23 protein-coding genes are annotated in these 24,962 nt (G+C 36.7%); 18 read left to right on the forward strand and 5 right to left on the reverse strand.

The annotated features are described in order from the left end of the window. Positions 1-34: 34 nt before the first annotated feature. Entirely contained in the window at positions 35-1,201 is a 1,167-nt protein-coding gene (locus tag AACV33_RS14670; protein WP_017023342.1) for an anaerobic sulfatase maturase, read from the reverse strand. Positions 1,202-1,371: 170 nt separating this feature from the next. Between AACV33_RS14670 and AACV33_RS14675 the strand changes: the two genes are divergently transcribed. From AACV33_RS14675 to AACV33_RS14695, 5 genes are all read left to right on the forward strand, one after another. Next, complete coding sequence (locus tag AACV33_RS14675; protein ID WP_017023341.1) at positions 1,372-2,769, forward strand: DUF1254 domain-containing protein; 1,398 nt, start codon at positions 1,372-1,374, stop codon at positions 2,767-2,769. Between the two features lie 73 nt (positions 2,770-2,842). Then, positions 2,843-4,066: an OmpP1/FadL family transporter gene (locus AACV33_RS14680; protein ID WP_017023340.1), complete on the forward strand. Its 1,224-nt coding sequence runs from the start codon at positions 2,843-2,845 to the stop codon at positions 4,064-4,066. 117 nt (positions 4,067-4,183) lie between these two features. Continuing rightward, positions 4,184-5,812 carry a phosphoethanolamine transferase gene (locus AACV33_RS14685; protein WP_017023339.1) on the forward strand — a complete coding sequence of 543 codons (1,629 nt, stop codon included), beginning with the start codon at positions 4,184-4,186 and terminating at the stop codon, positions 5,810-5,812. A 117-nt stretch (positions 5,813-5,929) separates the two neighbouring features. Then, a complete protein-coding gene (locus tag AACV33_RS14690; protein WP_017023338.1) occupies positions 5,930-6,616 on the forward strand; it encodes a response regulator transcription factor in 687 nt (228 codons plus the stop codon). After that, positions 6,604-8,043, forward strand: coding sequence for a sensor histidine kinase (locus tag AACV33_RS14695; protein WP_017023337.1), 1,440 nt, complete (start codon positions 6,604-6,606; stop codon positions 8,041-8,043). Before AACV33_RS14690 ends, AACV33_RS14695 begins: the two co-directional genes overlap by 13 nt. A 58-nt stretch (positions 8,044-8,101) precedes the next feature. Here AACV33_RS14695 and AACV33_RS14700 read toward each other — a convergent pair whose 3' ends face one another. From AACV33_RS14700 to AACV33_RS14715, 4 genes are all read right to left on the reverse strand, one after another. Then, positions 8,102-8,758, reverse strand: a complete 657-nt coding sequence (locus tag AACV33_RS14700; protein ID WP_017023336.1) for a hypothetical protein — start codon at positions 8,756-8,758, stop codon at positions 8,102-8,104. Positions 8,759-8,830: 72 nt separating this feature from the next. Beyond that, positions 8,831-10,369 (reverse strand): sulfatase-like hydrolase/transferase, encoded by a 1,539-nt coding sequence (locus tag AACV33_RS14705; protein WP_017023335.1) that lies wholly within the window; start codon positions 10,367-10,369, stop codon positions 8,831-8,833. A 64-nt stretch (positions 10,370-10,433) separates the two neighbouring features. Further along, positions 10,434-11,873 carry a DUF1254 domain-containing protein gene (locus AACV33_RS14710; protein ID WP_017023334.1) on the reverse strand — a complete coding sequence of 480 codons (1,440 nt, stop codon included), beginning with the start codon at positions 11,871-11,873 and terminating at the stop codon, positions 10,434-10,436. Positions 11,874-11,984: 111 nt separating this feature from the next. Further along, positions 11,985-12,890, reverse strand: coding sequence for a LysR family transcriptional regulator (locus AACV33_RS14715; protein ID WP_017023333.1), 906 nt, complete (start codon positions 12,888-12,890; stop codon positions 11,985-11,987). Positions 12,891-13,028: 138 nt separating this feature from the next. Here AACV33_RS14715 and AACV33_RS14720 point away from each other — a divergent pair, with 138 nt between their 5' ends. The 13 genes from AACV33_RS14720 (at position 13,029) to AACV33_RS14780 (ending at position 24,947) form a co-directional block, all read left to right on the forward strand. After that, positions 13,029-14,171, forward strand: a complete 1,143-nt coding sequence (locus AACV33_RS14720; RefSeq protein ID WP_017023332.1) for an ABC transporter substrate-binding protein — start codon at positions 13,029-13,031, stop codon at positions 14,169-14,171. A gap of 439 nt (positions 14,172-14,610) precedes the next feature. After that, on the forward strand, positions 14,611-15,501 hold the full coding sequence (locus AACV33_RS14725; protein WP_017023331.1) for a helix-turn-helix transcriptional regulator: 891 nt from the start codon (positions 14,611-14,613) through the stop codon (positions 15,499-15,501). Beyond that, the gene (locus AACV33_RS14730; RefSeq protein WP_017023330.1) at positions 15,491-16,639 is read left to right on the forward strand and encodes an EAL domain-containing response regulator; all 1,149 of its coding nucleotides are present in this window, start codon (positions 15,491-15,493) and stop codon (positions 16,637-16,639) included. Before AACV33_RS14725 ends, AACV33_RS14730 begins: the two co-directional genes overlap by 11 nt. Next, positions 16,614-16,934 (forward strand): Hpt domain-containing protein, encoded by a 321-nt coding sequence (locus AACV33_RS14735; protein WP_017023329.1) that lies wholly within the window; start codon positions 16,614-16,616, stop codon positions 16,932-16,934. Before AACV33_RS14730 ends, AACV33_RS14735 begins: the two co-directional genes overlap by 26 nt. A gap of 434 nt (positions 16,935-17,368) precedes the next feature. Further along, on the forward strand, positions 17,369-17,578 hold the full coding sequence (locus tag AACV33_RS14740; protein WP_012551717.1) for a Flp family type IVb pilin: 210 nt from the start codon (positions 17,369-17,371) through the stop codon (positions 17,576-17,578). A gap of 10 nt (positions 17,579-17,588) precedes the next feature. Then, positions 17,589-18,023 carry an A24 family peptidase gene (locus tag AACV33_RS14745; protein WP_017023328.1) on the forward strand — a complete coding sequence of 145 codons (435 nt, stop codon included), beginning with the start codon at positions 17,589-17,591 and terminating at the stop codon, positions 18,021-18,023. Positions 18,024-18,031: 8 nt separating this feature from the next. Continuing rightward, the gene (cpaB, locus tag AACV33_RS14750; protein ID WP_017023327.1) at positions 18,032-18,814 is read left to right on the forward strand and encodes a Flp pilus assembly protein CpaB; all 783 of its coding nucleotides are present in this window, start codon (positions 18,032-18,034) and stop codon (positions 18,812-18,814) included. Between the two features lies 1 nt (position 18,815). Beyond that, on the forward strand, positions 18,816-20,153 hold the full coding sequence (locus AACV33_RS14755) for a type II and III secretion system protein family protein (RefSeq protein WP_370527176.1): 1,338 nt from the start codon (positions 18,816-18,818) through the stop codon (positions 20,151-20,153). Continuing rightward, positions 20,150-20,659 (forward strand): hypothetical protein, encoded by a 510-nt coding sequence (locus AACV33_RS14760; protein ID WP_017023325.1) that lies wholly within the window; start codon positions 20,150-20,152, stop codon positions 20,657-20,659. The genes AACV33_RS14755 and AACV33_RS14760 overlap by 4 nt, the downstream gene beginning before the upstream one ends. After that, a complete protein-coding gene (locus AACV33_RS14765; protein WP_241802848.1) occupies positions 20,652-21,878 on the forward strand; it encodes an AAA family ATPase in 1,227 nt (408 codons plus the stop codon). The genes AACV33_RS14760 and AACV33_RS14765 overlap by 8 nt, the downstream gene beginning before the upstream one ends. After that, on the forward strand, positions 21,878-23,164 hold the full coding sequence (locus AACV33_RS14770; RefSeq protein ID WP_017023323.1) for a CpaF family protein: 1,287 nt from the start codon (positions 21,878-21,880) through the stop codon (positions 23,162-23,164). Before AACV33_RS14765 ends, AACV33_RS14770 begins: the two co-directional genes overlap by 1 nt. Then, positions 23,161-24,072, forward strand: a complete 912-nt coding sequence (locus tag AACV33_RS14775) for a type II secretion system F family protein (protein WP_017023322.1) — start codon at positions 23,161-23,163, stop codon at positions 24,070-24,072. Before AACV33_RS14770 ends, AACV33_RS14775 begins: the two co-directional genes overlap by 4 nt. After that, entirely contained in the window at positions 24,069-24,947 is an 879-nt protein-coding gene (locus AACV33_RS14780; protein WP_017023321.1) for a type II secretion system F family protein, read from the forward strand. The genes AACV33_RS14775 and AACV33_RS14780 overlap by 4 nt, the downstream gene beginning before the upstream one ends. Positions 24,948-24,962 lie beyond the last annotated feature (15 nt).

Here is a 24,962-nt window from a genome sequence, read left to right on the forward strand (position 1 = left end):
GGGTGATGGGAGTTTTTTGATAAATAATAAGCCGTTAAAACATTGGGTAATGAAGAGGAGAATACCCTTGCTTCATGGCGTCTACCATTTTAAGCATGACAGGCAATGCATGCTTAAAGAAAACCTCATAGCCCTCACATAAAACGTTATGATCTTCACCGTTGTTGGTTTTACTGACTCGATTTTTTGGGCAGCCGCCGTTACATAATGGCTTAAAATCACAACGTAGACATTTTTGGCTCAAAGAATCGTGTTTATTTTGCCCAAATTGTATTTGCTGTGGTGAGTTAACCATTTTGGATAGCGACGCATTATCATGGTGAATATTGCCAATTTTGTATTCGTCGTATCCGTAGTGATCACAACTGAACACTTCCCCATTAGATTCCATCATCAATTGCTGGCCACAAGTATCGGCGTGGTGACACATCTGGCTTTGTTGTCCCATTAAAATCATTAAGCAGTTTTCAAAGAATTGAACATAGGTTTTACCTATGTCGTTGGCTGCCCACTCATCAAAGATATCACACAGAAACTGTCCCCATTGTTTACCTGATAAGGTCCAATCGTAATCAAATCGGCGATCCATCTCATGATCAATACAAGGTTGGAATTGAAGGTAGGTGCTGCCATTATCTTTCAAAAATCGATAAATGGTTTTTCCATATTGATAACTTTTGTTGTTAATCACGGTGAGAGTATTGAACTTTACATTATGATCTTTTAAATGGCGCATACCACGTAAAGTTCGCTCAAACGAAGAGTTACCTGATTTATCGATTCGAGCAATATCATTAATAAGTTGAGGGCCATCAATACTGATCCCAACCATGAAATGATTATCTGCAAAAAAGGCGGCCCAACGATCATTAATTAAGGTGCCATTGGTTTGAATTGTATTTTGAATTGGCGTATTTGATGGTTGTTGCTGTTGTAATCGAAGCGCTGATTGATAAAAATCCAAACCTTTCATCATTGGTTCACCACCATGCCAAATAAAATCAATCACGGGAGTTTCTTTGGGTTGAGATGCCATGTGATTTACGATCATGCTCTCTAAAGTTTCGTTATTCATGCCTGGTTTTTTTTTGTCTTCATTTTTGAGGTAATAGCAATAGTGGCAATCTAAATTGCATTTTGCACTTTCAGATTTGATGAACAAACTGTAAGGCGTTGTGGCGGAGATAGTCGATGTAGACATCAAGTGTATTACCTCGTTGTTTAGGTATGATAAGTGGGCATTATTAATTTAATGAATTATATAATGACAGTCGAATTGCATTTATTAATAGCGATTATTCATTCTTACAATTGTCCTTATTTATTAAGAGCCTGTAGTCTAAATTGGTCTTTATTATTTGAGGTCCAACGATGAAAAAAGCGATCATAGCAACGGTAATAGCAAGCACTTTGTTGAGCAGCACAATCGTGTTTGCCGATGAGTTAACGCCAATTAACCCTCAAGAGGAGTTGGCGTATAATTTAGGGTTGCAAGCCTTTATTTATGGTGCAGGGCCATTGACGGTTGCTCAAGTAAGAGCGGCTTCTACGAATGTAAAAACACCAATGGATAATGGGGCAGCACCTTTAAATATGATGGGGAAAACCCTCAGACTTGCAGGGCCTGAAGACAGAGTCGTCCCCACAGTTAATAACGATACGCTTTATTCACAATCACATATTAATCTTAATGACACAGGCCCATTGGTGATTGAAATTCCACCGACAAATAACCGTTATTTTATTGTTCAATTGCTTGATGATTATTCTGAAGCGGTTGGCAATCTAATTGAAGATAATGTGGGTAAAAAAGGAGGTAAATACCTTCTTGTAAATAAAGGGTGGAAAGGCATAGAAGGCGGGATTCCTGCAGGTATTGATGGCATTCTTGAATCAAGAACGCCATTGGTTTGGTACATTCAACGGACGGGTGTTTCTGGTAGTAAAGATTTAAATACGGCATTAAAAGTGCACGATGGTTTTATTAATTACCCACTCTCTGAACTTGGACAAACACATCAACCGGTTAAATTAACTCACGCAAAAACAGGTATATCTCCGGTTCCTCGTCCTCAAGGATTAGCATGGTTCAGGTTAATCGATCATGAATTACGTACAAACCCAATTGCTGCAGATGCTGCAATCGTCGATCAGTTTAAATATATTGGTATCGGAGGGGATAAACCGTTTAATCCGGATAACTTAACGGCTGAACAGAAAAAAGGTCTACTTCGAGCATTAAATGCTGCGCCTCAAATTATTCAATATGCGAGTCGTGATTTAGGAACTAAAAATAACGGTTGGGCAATGATGTTTGAAGGAGGTAAATATGGGAATGATTACCTAAGTCGAGCGAGCATCAATTTTCGAGCCGCAGGGTTAAACACCAAAGAGCGTGCGTTGTATCCGAATCGTTATACCGACTCAAAAGATCACCCGTTATCGGGACAAAATAACTACCGCATGACAATGCCTGCAGATGCACCTGCAAAAGCGTTTTGGTCATTAACGATGTATGACGCAAAAAATCTTTTTATGATACCAAATAGTATCGATCGCTACTCAGTATCAACGAATCGTAAAGATGAACTGACATACAACAAAGATGGTTCATTAACCGTGTGTATTCAAAACAATAAGCCGACAGACGCAAGTTGTAATTGGTTACCGGCACCAAAGGATGACTTCTATTTACACATGCGTTTATATGAACCAACACAAGCGGTATTAAATAATACATACGCGCTCCCTCAAGTAATAAAACAGTAAGTTATTTGTCTTTTAAAAGAGCGCACTGATTGAGTTCAGTGTGCTTTTTTATTTGTTAACACGAGAGTTCTGAATGAAACCCACGCACCGATTAACGTTATTAAGTTCGGCTTTGTTATTGGCTTTTCAAGCGAATGCAGCAGGAACACTAATTCAAGAAATGAGTAAAATGACCGTCAGTACAGCTGGTGCAGGCAGTGCGGTATTGGCAGATAATGCCTCGGTAGCTTATTCAAATCCTGCCGGTATGAGTTACATTGAAGGTGATGCATTGAGTGTGAATGCGGCAGTAATGGATCTTGGTATTAATTATGATGATGCGAATGATCCGCAAAACAGCAGTGATAATGCGGGTGGTCTTCAACCTTATGGTTCTCTGTATTACGTCCATCAGCTTAACAATGATATCCATTTAGGAATGAGCGTGTCCGCACAAGGAGGCAGCGCATTGGATTATGGAACCTCTTATGCGGGGGCTCTGAGTTTAAATGATCTTAGATTATCCGTGATTCAATTGAACCCAAGTGTGTCTTATCAAGTAAATAATAAGCTATCTATTGGTGGTGGATTACAAATTGACTACGCTAGTTTTGAAGAGAGCTTGCTATATGGGCAGGGTAATATTGAAACCGACAGTTGGACATTGGGATATAACCTTGGTGTTATGTATCAGATCGATAACCATAACCGTTTGGGTATCGCGTATCGTTCTCGTATGAACCATGATTTGACGGGAGAAATGAGCACTGAATCAATGATTGTTCATAGACCAAGTCACCCAAAAGTCCCTCTTCCTATTCCAGCGATGTCCGGTCAAGCGGGCTTAAACGTTCTTAATCCTCGTCAACTTGAAATATCAGGTTTGCATCAATTGAGCCAGCCACTCAGTGTCGTCTGGAGCTTAGGTTTTGAGCAATGGAGTGATAATGAATCAACCACCGTTTCTATTAATGACGGTAACCACATTCAACAAATAGAACGTAATTTTGATGATGTATGGACAGGATCTGTTGGTGCTCGTTATCAATTAACACCAAAATTACGCTTGGAGTCGGGTATTGGTTATGCAACGTCACCGTTAGATGATCCTAAATCTCAAGGTGCTGATTTACCAGTAGATACTCAACACAGATACAGCATCGGTGCGACTTATCAGTGGACAAAAGACACGTCCTTCAATACCTATTACAGTTATGTGGATTATGGTGATCCTGAAATCAATAATAGCGGTATGATGGGGAAATTCGATAATTCTAATCAGTTTATCGGCATTACGATGAATATGGCGTTTAAATAAGCTGATCTCTATCATTCATTTAAATTAATAATGAAAAACAGCGAATCATAAGTTTATCTTCAGCGAATCTTAAGTTTGATATGAAACACTCATGTCACTCTTAAAGGTTCTGAAGGTATGTTCATTTTGTCTACTTTGATTTCAAAAATTAAAAACAATTCTATTACGATGAATATGGTGTCATTAATCACCATCGTCTCACTTTACTTTGCGGTTGTTTTTAACTATCCAATTAATGAAAAGATTTATCTTTTGTCTCAAGGGCAATCTATTTTTCTTTTCTTAACACCTGCGATTTTGACGTGTGCCTTTATTATTATTTTTTCGGTATTTGCTTTTCCTTATGTATTTAAAGGCATCGTTACCCTTCTTCTTTTAACTTCTGCGATGGCGTTCTATGCCGCGTTGCAATACAACACGATGTTTGATTATGCGATGGTAGAGAATATTTTTGAAACCAATGTCGGTGAGGCTACATCGTATTTGAGCAGCGCTTCTGTTCTTTATTTTATTCTTTTTGGTGTCGTTCCAACTTTATTGTTGCTTAAAGTGAAAGTGGTACGTCATGCATCATGGTCAAAAGAATTGTTTCACCGTGCGTTACTCGTCAGTCTTGCGATTATTGGTCTGTTATCTATCTCAGTTGTTTATTTTAAAGATTATGCGTCGATTGGTCGTAATAACTCTTACCTTAATAAAATGATTAATCCAGCCGATGCTTTTAATACGGTCAAATATTTAAATAATACGTATTTTACCGCTCCGATGGAGTACAAAAAATTAGGTGAAGATGCGGCACTTATTCCTGCTAAAAATGGTAAGCCTACATTAATGTTTTTGATTGTGGGTGAGACCGCTCGTGCACAAAACAATACGTATAATGGCTATGAAAGAGAAACGAATCCTTATACAAAAGATCTTGGTTTAATTGCCTTTCAAAATGTATCTTCGTGTGGAACCGCGACCGCATTGTCTCTTCCATGTATGTTTTCGAATATGCCCCGCACAAGTTACAACAGAGAGCGCGCAAACAGCCAAGATAATGCGTTAGATATTTTAAGTCATGCAGGCGTAAAATCGGTCTGGATTGATAACGATGGGGGAGATAAAGTCGTCGCGAAGAACATTGAGAAAAAGATGATCACTGATCATTCTGATCCTAAGTTATGTGATGGGTTAAGCTGCTACGATGAGATTTTATTTAAAGGTCTTGATGAGCGCATTGCGGCAACAGAAGGTGACCAACTCATTGCTCTTCACACGATAGGCAGTCACGGTCCGACGTACTGGAAAAGATACCCAGAAGATATGGCGGTATTCAGTCCTGCGTGTAATCGAAGTGACATAGAAAACTGCAGTGATGAAGAGATCACGAATGTATACGATAATACGTTAGTGTATACCGATTACATCATTGCAAAAGCGATTAAAAAGCTAGAAACCTACTCAGATAAATACAATGTTGTATTGTTGTATATCTCAGACCACGGCGAGTCATTAGGTGAGAATGGATTATATCTACATGGCGCGCCTTATATGATTGCGCCAAAAGAACAAACTCAAGTACCTTGGTATATTTGGATGAGTGACGATTATGCAACTCAAAAAGGCATCGATAAAGCGAGTGTGATTGAGAAAGCGGCAACCGGAGAATATTCGCATGATAATTTATTCCACACTTTGCTTGGTTTGTATGGCGTAACCACGAAAGCAAAAGACAATGCATTGGATATTATGGTGAATTAACCATAAAACAAAAATTGCCATGATGTGGCACTAATACAGAAAAAGAGGGGAATCATGAGAATGGTAACCCTCTTTTTTTGTTACTATAATTCACTAATACATAAGGTGGTAAAAAACATGAATATATTGCTGATTGAAGATTCTGAACATTTACGTCGTAGTCTCGTTGTCGGGTTAAGTAATTTAGGCTTTACGATGGATGAGACTGGAGATGGCTCAAAAGGATTATCAATGGCAATCACGAATGACTATGACTTTATTATTCTTGATCTTATGTTACCTAATGTAGATGGTATTACTCTGTTAAAAAGCATCCGCAAGATGGGAAATGACGTAAAGGTGATTATTCTATCGGCAAAATCGTTACCAGAAGATCGAGTTGAAGGGCTACTTTCTGGAGCGGATGATTATTTAGTTAAACCTTTTTCTTTTGATGAACTTCATGCTCGTATTTTAACCGTAGGGCGAAGAGGCATTGTAAAAAATAGTGATGATGACGTGAACCTTGCAGGATTCCGGCTCGATCTGGCTAAGAAAGAATTTGAATTTGAAGGAACCTTGGTTGAATTAACGAAAAATGAATACAAAATTATAGAGTGTTTGTTTTTATCAAAGAACCAAGTCATGACCACTGAAAACATCAGTAATTATGTGGTGGGCTCGTTCGATTCTTTATCTAAAAATACGATAGAGTCTCACTTATCGTCAGTACGAAAAAAAGTAAAGCTTCTTGGTGGCGAAGTGCCGATCAAAAATAAACGTGGTTTTGGCTATTACTTGGATAGAAACGAATGTACTCAATAAAAAGCAGATTAGTTAATGCCTTAACCGTGATCATCGGTGCTATTTTATTAGTGGTCTTTTTATCATTGGACTTCATTCTTGATGCTTGGGTTGATAAGCAATTTGATGAAGCATTAATTGAAAAATCCAATTATTTTAAATCACTTATCGAAGTCGAAAGTGATGAGATTGAATTTGAATACCATAAAGGGTTCATGCCTCAATTTGAACGAAAAGAAGATGCCGAATTTTTTCAGATTTGGTCAGATAATAAGACGTTTGCTAAATCCGAATCCTTGGCTTTTTTTAATGATGCCGATCTTAAATATAAAGACGTCCCCACGCATGAGAGTCGAATTTTTAAATTGAAGTTGCCCGATGGAAGTATGGGGAAAGCCATATCGGCGCGTTTTCAACCTCAGTTGTCCTCTGAGATGGATCCTAACGATATTAAGTACATTGGGACCATGCACCTCACGTTGGCGATATCGAATCAAAAAGTAACGAATATCCTTTTGTTTGCGGATTTATCTCTTTTGTTTGTTTTTCTCACCACCATATTTGGGATGAGAATGGTGATTATTAACGTTGTTGATAGAGAGTTAGAGTCACTGTCCCTTTTGAATAAAGAAATTTCAGAGCTCGATGCTAATGCAATTCAAATTAAAGATAATCCGAAAGAAAGCCAAGAAATTGCACCGATAAGGCGTGAATTGAACCGATACCTTGATTTAAATGCAAAAATCATTGCAAATGAAAAGCGTTTGTCTTCAGACATTGCTCATGAATTAAAAACCCCAATCGCGGAGTTAATTAGCTTAAGCGAAATGAATATTCGTTTTCCTGATGATATTCGGATTTCGGCCACTTATAAGGAAGATGTTCTTTCGATTTCGAATAACATGAAAAATATTGTGAACCAGTTAATGATGCTAAATCAAAGTGGGTCTAAGAGTTTTTCGTTAACACAGCAATCAGTGCAGCCTTATCCCGTTGTTGAGATGGTAATGAGTGAATTGGCCTTTAAATATCCAGAAATTAAAGATCGGGTGTTATTAACATCGCCGTCTCATTTACCGGCCGTACATGCCGATAAGTTTTGTATGGAAGTGATCATTAAAAATTTACTTGATAATGCATTGTTTTACAGTACAAAAGGAAGTTCAATTTCTGTGTCTTTGTGCGTAGATCATAGCCAAAATAATGTTGTATTATGTCTCTCTAATCACTCAGGAATCGCATTAACCCAAGAAAATATAGATCATTTATTACAACCTCTTTATCAGGTGGACCGTTCTCGAACTAACACCGAGCGACATGGGTTAGGTTTGTCTATTGTTAAAAATTTATGCGAGATAAATTCATTCTCTCTAGAAACGACATATAAAACAGAAACGAATGAAATATCATTTACGGTGAGTTTCCCTTTAATTCCAGTAAAGATATAAATCGCTCGAAATATAAATATACGCGGCTATTTGATTAATTAGCCGCGTATATTTACGTTTAGATCTTAAATTTATAGGTGATCCATGTTTGTTCATCAGTACTGCCAGTAAAGAGAATCACGTTACTTTTATCTATTTTATACCCCACATTAAGCTCAGCATAAAAATCTCTAAACTCTTCTCCATTTAATCCATATTGATACTGTGGTGAGGCGAGAATGAAAAATTTGTCGTTAATATTATATTTTGCGTATATTTGGGTATTAATAAGGTTGGTGTCTTTATATAGATGATTGGATTCCCATGATTTTCCATAGGTTATTCCAGCATAGAGTTTTAATTTCTTATTAATAGGGATAACTTGCAGTAAACCAACCGTCGCATAATTTGAACTAAGGCCATCAATATGGTCGTCTTTACCGGAATCAATATAAATGCCAGTGCCTGTTTTTTTATTGGGAACAAAAATACGAGCGCGATAGGTTTCAAAGTTATTTGTTCCTTCTATTTTTCCCATTGCTGCCCAATTATGTTGACCGACAGAGAATTGCAGTGAGCCTCCAAGCCCTTTATCTCCGGCTTTAATATCGCCGCCAGTGTAAACTGACATAGGATCAGACATATCAACGTCATCGTGATTTTGGACGGTCTCTTTTGCATTTGAGTAGAAGGGGGTGAGTGAGATAAGAAAAAAAGAAAGAGTGATGTATTTCATTAGAATCCTTAGCTTTAATAAGACAGATAAGAAAAGAGGAGCGGTTATGCTCCTCTTTGGGTTGTACTACGCTTATTTCACTGAGTTATCCGACATTCCAATGCCACCTGATTTTTGACGTGGTGGGAAGGCTTTCAGAGATTGCTTATATTCAACAATCGATTTTTGTATGGTTGGAACGATCCATGAGCGCTCTTTCATCCATAAGAACCAGCCATTGGTATCTATGCTTCGTTCAAATGGGTCGGCTTTAATATCAAGAATAATACCAAGCGGCCATGCTTTTGCAGGTTCAGTCCATTCCGTTTTCGTTTTTAAATGAACTTTCCAGTCATCGACACGAACGGCATTTAAATCTTGCTCGTTATAGAAGAAAAACTCGTGGCGTTTACTCGGTCCTTTTTTGGTTAACATGTCCATTTGATTATAACCGTCTAAATGCACTTTATAATTGGTATCGCCAATCTTAGCGCCTTCTAATAGGTCTTTTTTCACCGTCGTATCGCCCGTTGCTGCCGCCATTAGGGTTGGCAGCCAATCTTCAGAAGTCATAAATCCGCTGGTGTACTCGCCTTGAGGAATGTGTCCAGGCCAACTAATCAGCATAGGTACTCTAAACGCGCCATCCCATGTTGTTCCTTTTTGACCACGGAACTCTGCACTTCCCGCCATTGGCCAGTGATCAAGGTTAATACCATTATCAGCAGTAAACATAATGATGGTATTGTCGGTCTCTCCAAGGGCATCAAGCTTATTCAGTAAGACACCAATTTGGTCATCCAACTCTTTTAAGGCATCGAAGTATTCGGTGTGACCACTTGCTCCTAAATACTCGTCTTTTACGTGTATTTGTTGATGCATTCGTGATGGGTTGAACCACATAAAGAACGGCTTATCTGGTGTTTTCGCTTCATGCTTGTCTAACCAATCTGTTGAGAATTTAACGAATTCGTCATCGATGGTTTTCATACGCTCAGATCCAAGAGATCCTTTATCTTCTATACGTTGCTTTCCGATTTCACCCCAGCGAGGTTGTACTGTTTTATCGTACTTATTGGTTGCAAAGCTGTGCACCATATTACGAGGTCGACCAACAAAGTTTGGATCTTTAGGGAAATTAGGTTGTTCTGGCATTTCCATTACATTGAGGTGATACAAGAACCCGTAGAATTCATCAAAGCCATGTACCGTAGGCAAGAATTTATTGCGATCACCTAGGTGACTTTTTCCGACATGAATAGTGTCATATCCTTTTGCTTTTAACATTGTTGCAAGCGTAGGGTCTTCTTTCTGTAAGCCAATGTTTGAGCCTGGTTGACCTACCGTCGTTAACCCCGTTCTGAATGGGTATTGCCCCGTAATAAACGCGCTTCGACCTGCGGTTGAACTGCCTTGTGCGTAATAATCACTGACCATCATGCCACGCTTGGCAATTCGGTCTATATTAGGGGTTTCAATGGCCCCTAAACCACGGTGATAAGCTGAAATGTCCATAGGGCTAACATCATCTACCATTATGGTAATGATGTTAGGTTGGGTTTGAGCCGCATGAGCGCCAAAGGACGTAACCGCGAGGGCTAGTGCTGTTTTTGCGATGGTTTTTGTTTTCATGTCAAAGTACCTGTAAATAGAAAGCGGTTAAGGCAGAAAGTAATGAACTCGATAGTCGTTAACTCTATTTCATTGGATTGATAGGTGGCACTGTCCACGTCATATCGAGAATGTCTTGTGATGGAATATATAAACGTGTAATTGCATAGAAATTGCCTTTTGATGTTGGTAGCCAATTTGCAATGTCTTTACTGTTACTGGGTTTTTTATGAGACAACATTAAGTCAAAAGAGCCGTCTTTGTTTTTCTGAATCGGCGTTTGATCATTAATATTAAAACGATGTATTTGGTTACCGATTAACATTTTAGTTTTTGCGTCGTACACGGTGACAGACCAAAATGAATCTACTGGAGGCGCAGTGGCAAAATGCATGGTGTATTGAGTGTCACCAGATAACAATTTGCCTTTTGAATCCGTGTAGGTAATTGGATACATGGCTTCTTTCGCGCCTTGCCCGCCTAAATACGGGTGTGATATCAACGAACGAAGTGCATTATCGTCGCCGAATTGGTCAAGAACAAAAGAGTAATACCAACCATCTTTCATTTTTAGGGTGACGGGGTTTGAGCTTTGAGCGGCGACTATTTGTTGGCCATCTTTAACGGCTTTTTCAAGTTGAACTTTCATTGCTGGCGTCAGTCTTGAGCGGTCAAACCCATCGTTAGTTAAACCAATTTTTTTGAATTGGCCTAATAAGGCTTGCTGACGTTCAGGGAGCGGATTAGCTTTTAAGCCAGCACCAAGCTCTTCATAAAAACGAAGTGGGTCGTCGGCTTTTCCTACTCTAGGAGACAATGCAGGCGAAATGAAGGTACTTGTATCATGCGATAAGTATTTACTTAGTGGTGTCAACGTATATTGGTCTTGTATTGCATGAACAGCAGGATAGTCTTTTTCACCAAATACTTGGGTGCGACCCCATAACCAGACTTTTGTTGTGGGCGCTTTTATTACCGTCATACCTTTAGGGGCTTCACCCTGCCAATTGGGTGGCACTATCATGACTTCTTTGGCCGATTCTCCCGTTGCTCGTGTACCCACATATTTAAATAAGTTGTGCCACATATCAAACATATCGATGACAAAGTAGCGATCTTTTACCGTAGGAGTTGATAAGATCATTGGTTCATCTGACACGTCAACAATGGCACTTGAATATAAGGTGTCGCGATTTGCTGTTGGCATGTCTGTATCTTGATCGGTTGGAAGGCGACGAGCATGACCAAAATGATTTAAAGGAGCTCGGTAACTGGTGTCATTTTGAGGTTGAGACATATCAGTATATTGACGGGAAATTTGTTCCATACGTACGAGGGTTGAGCCCCATAAATACGCATTTGTAGCCAATAAATAGCTTTCTTGAGCAAGCCATGTGATTGCTTGATCGTGTTGGATTTGCACTGAGGGAGTCGGTGGGGGGGATGTTAATTCTTGAGCATGAATACTGAGGGAACTCATTAAAACGGTAGCAACAATGGTTGATGTAATTTGTTTTTTAAACATAAACGACTCCTTCGAATGATAGAAGCAGCTTACGTTTTTTGGTTAAAAATTGTGTCTATACTCTCTATAGGTATTTTTAATAGAGATGGGATATGTTTCTAAAACAACGGATTAAAGAGTATTTAATATTCGCTTGGTTTCTTTTATTAGCCATTCCGTAAGGGGTTGCTTTCTATTTTTTTGGTGACAGAAAAAAGCAATTTTACGTTGATAATCTTCCGGCACAAATTCGTGAGGAATCGCTAAGAAACGAAAATCATCACCGATCGAGTTTTGAAGAGATCGTGGCATGATGCCGACATACTCGCTTTCTTTCATTAAGTTGGTCATTAAAGCAACATCGCTGGTTCTTAAATTAATTTTCTTCTTCAATTTAAAATGACGAATCAACTGCTCCGCTTTAGAGGGGCCGGTCACTCCAGGGATAATACAAATCGAGATAGGATAAGGAATAAGGTTTTCAATGGTAGCTTCTGTCATTGGGTGATCGTGACGAACCACAAAGGCAAAGGTATCACCGCCAACTTCTTGCTCCATTAATGTTTTGTTGGTCTCCATCGGTAAATAAGTAATACCAAAGTGCTGGTGAGAGTTGATCTCAAGTTTTTTTGGGGTATTTATACTCCAATGAGAGCATTGAACTGTAAGATCAGGAGCCAATAACGTTAATTGCTTAACTAATTGAGTGCCTAATGTTGATACGAGTGGTGGAGAGAGTAAGAGGTGCAACTCGCCGTCGAGCTGAGAGATATCCCACTCTGTATTATCACGATATAAGACATCAATCTGCGTCAAAATATCAGGTAGGGTTGATAGTATATGAGCGCATTTTACCGTGGGTATTAGGTTGTTTTTATCACGAATAAATAAGGGGTCATCAAATTGGTCCCGTAATTTCTTGAGCATAATGCTGATGGTTGGTTGGCTTAAATTCATTCGCTTTGCCGCCAATATAGTTTGTCTTTCTTCATTTAGAATGATAAGCAGCTTAAGTAAATTGAGATCTTTATTGTGCATGATGCGTCCTTAGTGCCGTTTATTTTTCTTTTATAATGTGAAATAAATATAACGATAAACGTCTGAATGTTCATCATTTATACACTATAATCGGGACCAACATAATAAAAATACAATTAATGGATAAAGGAAAAACGGATGAAAAAGTGGTTGTTATTGCTCAATAGCTTAATCTTTTCTTTTGGTGTGAATGCGACAGATACATGGAAAGAAGTAGAACAAAAAGCCAAAGGACAAACGGTATACTTTCATGCTTGGGGAGGAAGCCAAGAAATAAATAACTACCTTCGTTGGGCAGATAAAGAGTTGCAACGTGACTACGGAGTGACACTAAAACACGTTAAAGTTGCTGATATTGCAGAAAGTACGTCTCGTCTTATTGCCGAAAAAACCGTAGGTAAAAATGAAGGTGGCAGTGTTGATATGGTATGGATTAATGGTGAAAACTTTAAATCTATGAAAAACAGTCAATTGCTTTTTGGTCCATTTGTTGATCGTTTACCAAGTTGGAAATACGTAGATAAATCGTTGCCAATAGACAGTGATTTTTCTGAGCCAACATTAGGATTAGAAGCGCCATGGGGTGTTGGTCAATTAGTTTTTATTCATGATAAAGCGACATTAAATAACCCGCCACAGTCTTTTTCTGAGTTATTAAGTTACAGTAAGGCATTTCCTAATCGAATTACTTATCCTAAACCTCCTGAATTTCATGGCACGAGCTTTTTAAAAGCACTGCTAATTGAATTGACCAATAATAATCCTCAATTAATGAAACCAGTGGAAAATGCTAATTTTGCCGAGGTAACAAAACCGCTATGGGCATATCTTGATGAATTACATCAAACGGCATGGCGTAAAGGAAAGCAATTTCCATCAGGCAGCGCACAGTCAATTCAACTGCTTGATGATGGGCAGATAGATCTCGCGATCACATTCAATCCAAATGAAGTCTTTTCAGCTCAAGCTAATGGTAAATTAGTGGAAACGACGGAAGCTTATGCAATGGAAGCGGGGGCATTGTCTAATATTCATTTCCTAGCAATACCATGGAATGCATCCGCAAAAGAGGGAGCACAAGTGGCGATTAACTTTTTACTAAGCCCTAAAGCACAATCTCGTAAAGGTGATTTAAGTATTTGGGGAGATCCATCAGTATTAGAATCTCAGTATTTAATGGGGTCAGCAAAAAATACGACGTTATTTAAATCATTAGCTGAGCCACACCCAAGCTGGCAAGTGGCGCTAGAAAAAGAATGGTTAGTACGTTACGGTAATTGAATTCACTATATTATGATTTAAATGGGCCGTATTTGGTAGTAATACCGAATACGGCCTATTTTTTTGTGACACAGAAAAACTTAAAATAATAAGTTGAATTCTTAAAATAGAGACGATTTATGTATATTTTTTGGGATTTGTCCTATTGATTTTTTAGTTTATTTGAAAGTTTATTTTAATGATTTAACTTTTAGTTAAATCTAATTTAGAAATATTTTTATATAATTAATTTATATTGTAAGTAATAAATTACAACCTTATTAAGTAAATGCTTATATATAACAGTTAATTATATTAATAATGTCATTTTAATTTCCCATAAAGTTCTATAGAATCATTTTAGTCTAGGCACTTTTATTTATATCCATATTTTAAATGCTATGGGTGTTAAAAAAATAAAATATTACCCTTAAGCTAGGTAGAGGATTAGTTCATTTTTATGAAGAATTTATTTGAGCAAATTTTAAAAAAATACAGAATGAAAAGCGGAATTACTCAAGAGTTTATGGTCGATTTATTGAGTAATAATTCATCCAATTTGAAAAAATTAGACAATGTGACTTTTAGTCGATGGGAGAGAGGGATCACTATCCCACCATTCAGGAAACAAATTGAGATATATCGATTACTTGGGGTTGATCCAATTGATGAGATAATAGAACTTGATATAGATTTACCACAAATAGAGGGTGAAGATTATGTCATTACTGACTATTACACGGACTCAGTTAATGAGTTTTATTCTTATTGCCTCAATCGTACGAACATTGATGAGGCAATCAATTTTATTGGTGAAATTGAATTAATCAAAGATGGTGATGTATATATCAGTAGATTATTTGATTCATTTAAATTAGATAGAGAAGAGCACGTTATCCAAATGATGATAGAAAAATTTAATGCGGAAATTATTATTTGTAAGTATAAAAAAAGAATAATTGCTCATTCTATTACTCTTGATATTGAACCTGATTTCATTAAAGATCTGGTAAGTAACAGTATTGATCTATCTAATATAGAGTCATACTCTGGAAGCAATCCGTTTGTGATCTCATTTCATGCTTCAACACTTACTACATTAAAGTTTATCATTGGGAATGTGTTGAATAAATTTTTAGATATTCCTAATCTTGAATCTAAATTATATATGGCATCATTTGAGAAAAATATACATAAGTTATTTGTTAAACTTAAATCCAAAGTTAAATATAATGAAATTTATAACGGAAAAAACCAGAAGATTTCTGAGTTAACAAAATTTGACATTAATAGTTCAAGAGAAGCATTGTATTTCCTTGTGGGCTTTAGAAGAAAAGAATATGAAAAATAATATTTTAATAGTCGATGATATTGAATTCTCAAGAAAAGTAATTTCTTACATAATAAGAAAGAAATTTAATGATGACGTAAATATTATAGAAGCAAATAATAGCCACGATGTAGAGAAAATACTTAAAAGTAACGTAATAATTAACGGAATTATTACCGATATAATCATGCCTGATGGAAATGGATTTGATTTAATTAACATACTCTCTACGAATAACCATAGAATCCCTATTGTGATCGTATCGTCTGTGAAAATGAGCATACTTGAAAAAATCATGAATCTGGCTGAAGTAAGCGGTGTGAATATTATTAATTCATACAAAAAGCCAATATCATCCGAAGACATTATAAAATCAGTTGAGAGCTTTATTTTCCATCAACGAAAATCTGAAGATAATGATCTTAATGAAGAAAGACAAACTGCTTTAGTTGAATTGTTTTATCAACCTCAAATCAATACAAAAGATAAGGTTATGATTGGTGCCGAAGCCTTTATTCAATGGAAGAATAAAGAAGACAGTTCAGTGTCTAAGAATGTCTTTATGCCTAAAATTGATGATATGAAAAAGCTATTAAACTTCATGAGGTTATCAGTGTTGATGCTCTTTGATGAAGTGTATGCTTATTTTCATGATATGGGTGAAAATTTTAAAGTAAATTTAAAAATCCCATTGAAGATCATTTGTGATGATGAATTTATCGAATCTATTTCCAGTAAAAAAGAACGAATTCCTTTTAATAAGATAGTTTTTGTTATTGATTGTCACGATAAGATCAAAGATGACGTTAAATTAATCGATAATACGAATAAGTTAAAAAATATTGGCATTGGAATCGCGATAAATTTTTGTAAACAATGTGATAAAAATTATATTTCAGATACATTTAAGAAAATGTCCCTATCAGGCGTAACGATAGAACAGAATGTACCTAACTCTGATGTACTACATATACGTAACAGTTTATCTATAAATGATAATGACCTTATTATTTATGATGTCGATAATAATGAAATTAAAAATAGTTTGATTGAACAAGGATTAAAATATCAACAGGGCAATTATTTATCACCATTAATGAACCCGATAGATATCAATAAATGGATTAAGAACTATGAATCAGAGACTTCAGGAATTTAATGTTAAAGAGTTTGAAAATGGAACATGCACTAGAAACCAAACATCGGACGCTTTATTTTTTAAAACGATGATAAAAGAAAGCATTGAAAATGAACTCAATTCTGCTGAGTATGAAAAAATTCAAGATACTATTCATGCAATTAAAGGTATATCAAGTTATGCAGGATTAAACAGGATGCATGAAATATGCATTAGACTAGAGAATTATCATCAAGTGATGACGTTTGATTTGATAAAAACCACCTTAAATAAGGAGTATGAAAGTATTTTAAAGGATAAAAATTTTATTATTTGAATTCGTATTCTAAAAGCATGATTATTATCATGCTTTTTTTATACGTCTTTATTTATTTTATTTTCTATCTTATCCTAAATTTCATGTCTATCCATATGAATATTTATATAAATTTAGTTGTACCTAAACCGTTTGAATGAGCTCTGAATTGTGATGACTGTAATACTTTATGGTTATATTTGTTGTTTTTGTTTTGGGTGTAAGTGTGACATTGCTCGTATCTATTTGTTAAATAAGATGAAAGTCATCATGTTGGCACTTTTATCTTTATATTAAAAAAATATGCCTTATTCATTTTTATGCCAAATTATTATGATGTTTTCACTTTATTGATACATTGATTCCAAAGTTAATCAGTGCCAATGAATATACATAGCAAAAAAGTAAATGTTTATTTCTTTGTAAGTGGAAAATTTTAATATTAAGGTTATCAAATGCTAACTAAGCTTGTTGTTCGTTCTCAAATGGCTTTCGAAAATTTCAAAAATGATCAACGTGGTGTGACTGCGATTGAATATGCAATTATTGGTGTTTCTATTTCAGCAATCGTTTTGTTGATGTTTAATGGTACACTTAAAGATGCTTTAGTAGGCGCTATGGGTACTATCTCAAGTAACATTGATTCTGCTAATGTAAAAAGTTAATAATTATTAAGTGAACATTTTTTTAATAATATGGTGGTTTTTATTAGCCGCCATTTCTTATTTTATATGCTATCAAGATGTTACGAAACGAATAATATCAAATCGAGCATGTATGCTTGTTTTCATAATTTGCATAATGATTGGCGTTGTTACTGATAATTATGAAAATATATTCTATCCAGCGATAATATTTATTACTGGATTTGTTCTTTTTTCATTCAATATAATTGCAGCAGGGGACATTAAACTCGCTGCTGCTTTTTCCATTGCAGTTAACCCAAAATACCAACTATTAGTAATTACTATTATTCTACTGTTTGGAGGGATTATTGCATTGGGTCAATTGGCTTGGAAAAAATGTAAGACTAATGAAAAAATAGATGGTGTTCCTTATGGTGTTCCTATTTGTATAGGCTATTTATTTGGTATTGCAGCATCAATTTAAGGTAAAAGATGAAAGTTAAATTAATAATTGTACTTGCTGTAATGACTATTTTATTTGGTTTATATGGCTTAGGGGAAAGCTTGTCTTTGTTTACTCCTCAGAAAATACAGCCCGCTAAAGAAGTGAAAATCAAAGTGTGGCGTCTAAAAAAAGATGTCAACATGAGTGAAGAGATTAGTCGTCATATGTTGGCATTAGAGCTAATGCCAGAGCAAAAAGCGAATGCTCTGAGTTTTTCTGAAGATGTGACGTTAGATTTAATCCCAGGGACCGTCTTTAAAAGTGAACTTAAAAAAGGCACTTATATTTCAATGAGCGATTTAATCACGCCAGAAGAAGATGGTTATATTGATTATGTTATTGCTCCAGAACGAATTCCTTTCCCAATTACGGTTGACCCTTCATCTATTACTGGTGGAGTGATTCGAAGTGGAACGATTGTTGATATTCTTGCTTTGACGTCTCCTCAGAATATGAACAATTCTACCCGTAATGTAAAAAAATCGGTTTCAATTACCCCCATCTTTACTGGGGTAAAAGTCCTGCAAGTGAAGCGTTCAGTCATAAAAGGCAATCGCAATGATGTTGAAACCGAAGTGATTAGCTTAATTCTTGAATTAACCCGTGAGCAAGCAACCAAGTTGATTGTCGCTAAAAAAATTGCAGATATAGAAGTGTATAAATCAACAGGAAAGTATGATTCTAGCGATTTACAAGCAGATGCTGGGGATATATTAAAAGATTTTAATGCGATTACTGAATATCGCGCGAATGAAGTGGTTATTAAATAGGATGAATGGAATGTGGAATAAAAGCTACCAAACTATAATTACATTAAGTTTATTCATGATGTCTTTTTCTAGCCATGCTGTGGGTATTATTAACATGTCGGAGGGAGGAGCAAAAACAATATCAGTAGAGCAAGATATTTCTTCTGTTTTTCTCTCTGATCCTAAAATTGCCGATTACCAAGTGATTGATAAACGAAAAATTGTTATTTATGGAAAGAGTATTGGCAGCAGTTCTGTGCTTATTTTTGGTGAGAAAGGGAATACACTTTCAAATAAAAAAATAATGGTTAACAAAAGCTTGGCCACTATTCAGCAATATATTTCAGTGAAATACCCAGATACTGTGGTTGATATATTCAATGTCGGTGAGCAAGTCGTTTTGAATGGTACAGTCTCAACGGAACAAGAAAAAGATGAGATTAACGGTATTGTTGGTGAATTATTAGAGAAAAGCAGAAAAGATTTCCAGTTTGAACAAGACATGGAAGATCAAGATTATGAAATACAGTTTATGGAGCGTCATGAATACGAAGGCGTTGTTAATAATATTGTTGTAGCGACGACGAAACAAGTAAATGTAAAAATATCGATTGCTGAAGTATCCCAATCTTTTCTTGAGCAAATCGGTATTCAATATGGAACGAGTGCAAGTGTACCGGGTGTGTTTGTGCAACCGCTGACCAGTTTTAGCTCTTCGGATATCATGTCTGTTATTACTGCAATCGGAAATGACTCTGTTGGTCAAATATTAGCCGAGCCTAATTTGTCTGTTATCTCCGGGGAAAGTGCGAGCTTTTTAGTGGGGGGAGAGTTACCGGTTGTAACGACGGTTAATAACAGTACCAATGTGGTTTATAAAGAGTTTGGTGTTCGACTCGAGCTCATGGCTAAGGTAAAGAAAGACGATAAAATAACGCTTTCTTTGGTTCCTGAAGTGAGTTCGTTAGACACCCAATATGAAAATGACTCTTACAATTTACCCGCGTTAAAAACGCGTCGTGCGCGTACGACCGTTGAGTTGGGTGATGGACAAAGCTTTGTTTTAGGTGGATTACTTAACTCTGAAGATAAAGAAAGTTTACAAAAAGTCCCATTCATTGGTGATATTCCAATTCTTGGCGCGTTATTTCGTAATTCTGTAACACAACGAAATAAGACTGAATTGATCATTGTTGCGACGGTTAATTTAGTTCAACCAATCCATCCTTCTCAAATACAACTGCCAATGATGAAAAAAACGACTACATTGAGCCGATTTTTTGCTCTAGAGGATTCTTATATTACGGCCAGCGATAAATGGGCAAAAGAGTTATTAGCAACAGGAGGATTTAAGAAATGATTAATTGGAAATATGCGTTGTTCTTACCGTTGGTATTCATGATTGGTTGCGTCGAGAAAGTAAATGAGCGTTATGGCCCTGAGATTGAAATCTTCCCGGTCACATTTTCCATCTCATTATCTAAATCAGACGATTCAGACGAGAAACTGTCGGCGTTTTTTACCGATCATTCGAAAGATATATTGAACTATGGATTAGAGATTCGATGGTTTAATACTGTTGGGGAAAAATGGGCTAATGACATCCGTAAAGATCTTCTTATTCGTGGTGTTAACCGTGATTTAATTACAGTCAGTCATAATGAGAAGAAAGTGTCTCATTTTGATCTTAAGTTAACGTTGATAAAGCCTAAAGTTGAAGTTTCGTCTTGTGAGTATGCAAAGATTGGTGGCATCGGTAATCAAGCTAGTGGCTGTTTTGTTGAAAACGCGCGTTGGGCATCCATGGTGAACCCTCAAAAAATGCTATTAGACACCAAAAAATCAGTAGCAGAGGGGAATGAGTAAAATGTTTGATTTAGCGAATTCAATGAAAATACAAATCAATGAAGAAAAAAAATTATCATTAATCTTATTCTACCAAACGGAAAGGTTCCGAGAATTAATGGAAGAAGTTTTCCGTTTTGAAGGTGTAACTGCTCCTGTTGTATTTAAATACAGTGATGAGGCTATTCGTGATAACGCTCAAGAGTTTACCGATCATATTATTATGATTGAACTTAATGAGAGCGATAATATAACGCAAGACATCGAACAAATTAGTCACCAATTACCGAACAGTGCCTCTGTCATTGTGATTGGTAGTGAAAATTCCATATCGACAATTCGAGACTTGAGGGCGATGGGGTATTACTATTTATTTTGGCCTATTACTAAGCTGGAATTGATTGATTTTATCCGAGGCGTTAATGATAACCTCACAAGAAACAATACGTTAAGTAAGAGTCGCCAAGCAAAAAAAATTATTGTTTTAGGCTCGAAAGGGGGCGTTGGTACCTCGATGCTTACGGCAGAGCTTAGTAAAGAGTTATCAGAAAAACGTAATAGTTCCTGCATTGTTATCGATCATAATTTTAGCGGTGGCAATCTTGATATTATGTTGGGTGTTAAACAATTTACTAGGAAAAAATTACCTCAAGGTATGCTTATTGCAAATTTGGATGCTCAATATGCGATGGGAATGACAACGAAAGTAAATGAAATGCTCTCTTTGTTGTCGATTGAGTCAGATAATTTATCGGTTGAAGAGCTTAAAGAATACATCCATGTATTATCGACTCAGCTTGCGACTGAAACGAACTTTATTATTGAAGATCTTTCTGGCTCAGCAAGTGAGAAAATCGGTTTTTTGACTAAAGAACAAGACATTGATGTTGTAGTTCTGGTTATTGACCAAACGGTGTCGAGTTTACGAGAAGCTTCAAGAGTATTAAGCGTAGTAAAAGAGAAAAAACTAGAAATGCGCTTTATTATCGTTGTGAATAATACGAAACCAGAAAAATATTCCACGGTAGATTTAAAAGATATCAAAAAACACATTGATAGAAGCGTTGATGTTATTTGTCCATTTGAGCCAAAAATAGGGTCAGCGTTACTGCATGGAGAAAGTATTCATTCAAAAAATATGCTTATAAGTCAGAGTTTTAATGATGTTACTGCACTTTTGCTCGGTGAAACGGTTAAGAAACCGAGTTTACTTAAACGCTTAACGCAGAGAATGAAATAATGAATCAGAATAAATTAATTTATATCGAAATTCGTAATCAGATCTTTGAAGCATTAGAAGCTGAAGCGGTTAACTCTTTATCTAAAGAGCAGTTAAGTAAGCAACTCAGTGGGGCGATTGATTTGCTGATCGAACGTCGAGAGTGGTCAGTGAGTACCATGATCCGTGCCGAGTTTGTAACTAGCCTTGTGGATGAACTGCAAGGGCTTGGGCCATTACAGGTGCTAATGGAAGATGAATCGATCAGTGACATTATGATTAATGGTCATAATCAAATATTCATTGAACGTAATGGATTAGTCGAAGTTGCTCCAGTCAGTTTTATTGATGAAGAGCAACTTATACATATTGCCAAACGTATTGCATCTCAAGTGGGGCGCCGTGTTGATGATTCTTCACCAACGTGTGACGCCCGCTTACAAGATGGCAGTCGAGTTAATATAGTGATACCTCCAATTGCTATTGATGGCACATCAATGTCAATTCGTAAGTTTAAAAAAGACAGTATTGGATTGGACAAACTGACTGAATTTGGGGCGCTTAGTCCAGAAATGGCTCAGATCCTTATGATTGCCTCGCGCTGTCGTTTGAATATCTTAATTTCTGGTGGTACAGGCTCAGGTAAAACCACCATGTTGAATGCGCTTTCTCAATTTATATCGGAAAAAGAACGCATTATTACTATTGAAGATGCCGCGGAATTAAAATTACTTCAACCCCATGTGGTGCGATTAGAAACTCGAAATTCAGGAATTGAAGGCACTGGCGCAATTACGCAGCGTGATCTTGTGATCAATGCGTTACGTATGCGACCAGATCGTATTGTTGTCGGTGAGTGTCGTGGTGGTGAGGCCTTTGAGATGCTTCAGGCAATGAATACGGGTCATGATGGTTCAATGTCTACATTGCATGCGAATACGCCACGAGATGCAATGGCGCGTGTTGAAGCGATGGTGATGATGGCAAGCAATAATCTGCCCTTAGAAGCCATTCGCCGTACGATCGTAAGTGCGGTTGATTTAGTTATTCAAATCAGTCGACTGCACGATGGTAGCCGAAAAGTCATGAGTATCACTGAAGTTGTTGGTCTTGAGGGAAACAATGTTGTGTTAGAAGAGTTGTATAAATTTCATTCTTCAGGACAGCATGGGAGTGATGGAAAGATACTGGGTCAGTATTCAACCGCGGGTTTAATGCAGCGTTCTGTATTGGTAGAGAAAGCGCGATTCTTTGGTTTAGAGCAACAATTAAATGCGGCGTTTAATAAGGTGGATGAGACAGCATGATTTATGGGATCTCTTTAATTTTTGGTGGGTTATTAGTGCTGTATTTGATGTCTACTTATAGTGGTAGGCATCGTGATCATCTTAATCATGCTTCAATTTCACCCTCTGATAATGATCGCCAAGCGGTTAAACTCGTTTCTTTGTCTGATGCTGATATCAGTAAAAGGTTAGTGCGTTTTTTAAAAAATACGTATCAACAAATCGATTCTCTAGCCAATGTGAAAATTTCACTCTATTGCGTTCTGATGGCGTTACTTGGTATCTATATTAATCAAACGTTCATTCACGGTAATTTCTTTATTGTAGTAGTGATTGTTGAAGTTGTAGGCGTGTTTGGTGCGATATTATGGCTAGGTAAGCGAGAAAAAAATAGATTTGAAGATTCTTTTCCTGACGCATTAAACATGCTTTCAAGTGCCGTGAGTTCAGGCGAAGGGATCATGCACGCGATTATATTCGTAGGGGCCTCTCTCGATGGCAAAGTAGGGAAAGAATTTAAACGCATGGGAGAGCAATTACAATTAGGTGAATCTCCCGATACGGTGTTCAGAAAATCGTGTGCTCGTTTTCCATACCCTTCCTTTCAATTCTTTATCATTACGTTACGCACAAGCATGGAGCGAGGGGGGCAGTTAAAAGAGATAATGAGGCGTCTTAATCGCTTAATGTTTGGTGCGCGTTCCATTGAAAAAAAGAAGTATGCATTAACGTCGGAAGCTCGAACGTCAGCAAAAATTGTAGCTTCAATTCCTTTTATCTTTTTGTTTATGTTGCAATACCTAAGCCCAGAGAACTATGAATATGTAATGTTTAATCCCGATGGTCGACCTATTTTATATTACGTATTAATTAGTGAATCGATAGGGATATTAACTATATGGTTATTAATGAAAGGGGTGCGCTCATGATAACGTCATCCGTTGTATTGTATGCAGTCTTAGTTTCTTTTGGTTTAGTCTTATTATTTTGGTTGTTGTATCAAATCGTATTACAAAGAAAAGCCTTACTTAAATTTTTAGCGAGTAATGAAATATTGACTCGTAATGAGAACGTGATTAATAAAGTTGAGCAATTCTTACCCAGTTCAGTGTCGACGAATGCAGACGATGTTGAGAGAAAATTTTACTCTGCGGGTTTTTATCAATTCAAATGGGCTCATTTATATATGCCTGCTAAATATGCAGCAGCTGCAATAGGTGGAGTGACTATTTATTGGTTGAATAGAAGTGATACGGATCCAAAAGAAATCATTGCTTATATGTGTATATGGCTCGTTATTTGTATCTTGATACCTGATCTGATCTTAAATTCTCGTATTAAAACGCTGAGAGATAAATTATCTAGTCAGTTACCGTATTTGCTCGATCTTTTGGCCATGTGCGTTCATACCGGTATGACGATTGAGTCATCAATGGCTTATCTTGCTAAAGAAATGCGTGGTTTTGATAAAGATCTCGCACATATGGTAAGCCGCACAAATGATCGTGCTCGAATTGTGGGATTAAGCGTGGCATTGGATGAGCTTTACATCAAAGTGCCAACAAATGAAATGCGAAGTTTTGTTATGACCTTAAAGCAAAGCTTGCATTACGGTAGCTCCATTTACGGAATTTTAAATACATTAGCAGAAGATATTCGTAATGTACGTCTTCTTTCACTGGAAGAAAAAGTAGGTAAGTTAGCCGCTAAAATGTCGGTACCATTGATTTTGTTTATTATGATACCGGTTGTAATTCTAATTGCTGCGCCAGGAATAATGAGGATGATGTCAGGTGTGTATTAAAAATATAATGGTAGG

It is taken from the genome of Aliivibrio sp. SR45-2 (assembly GCF_963890165.1).
Taxonomy (GTDB): domain Bacteria; phylum Pseudomonadota; class Gammaproteobacteria; order Enterobacterales; family Vibrionaceae; genus Aliivibrio; species Aliivibrio salmonicida.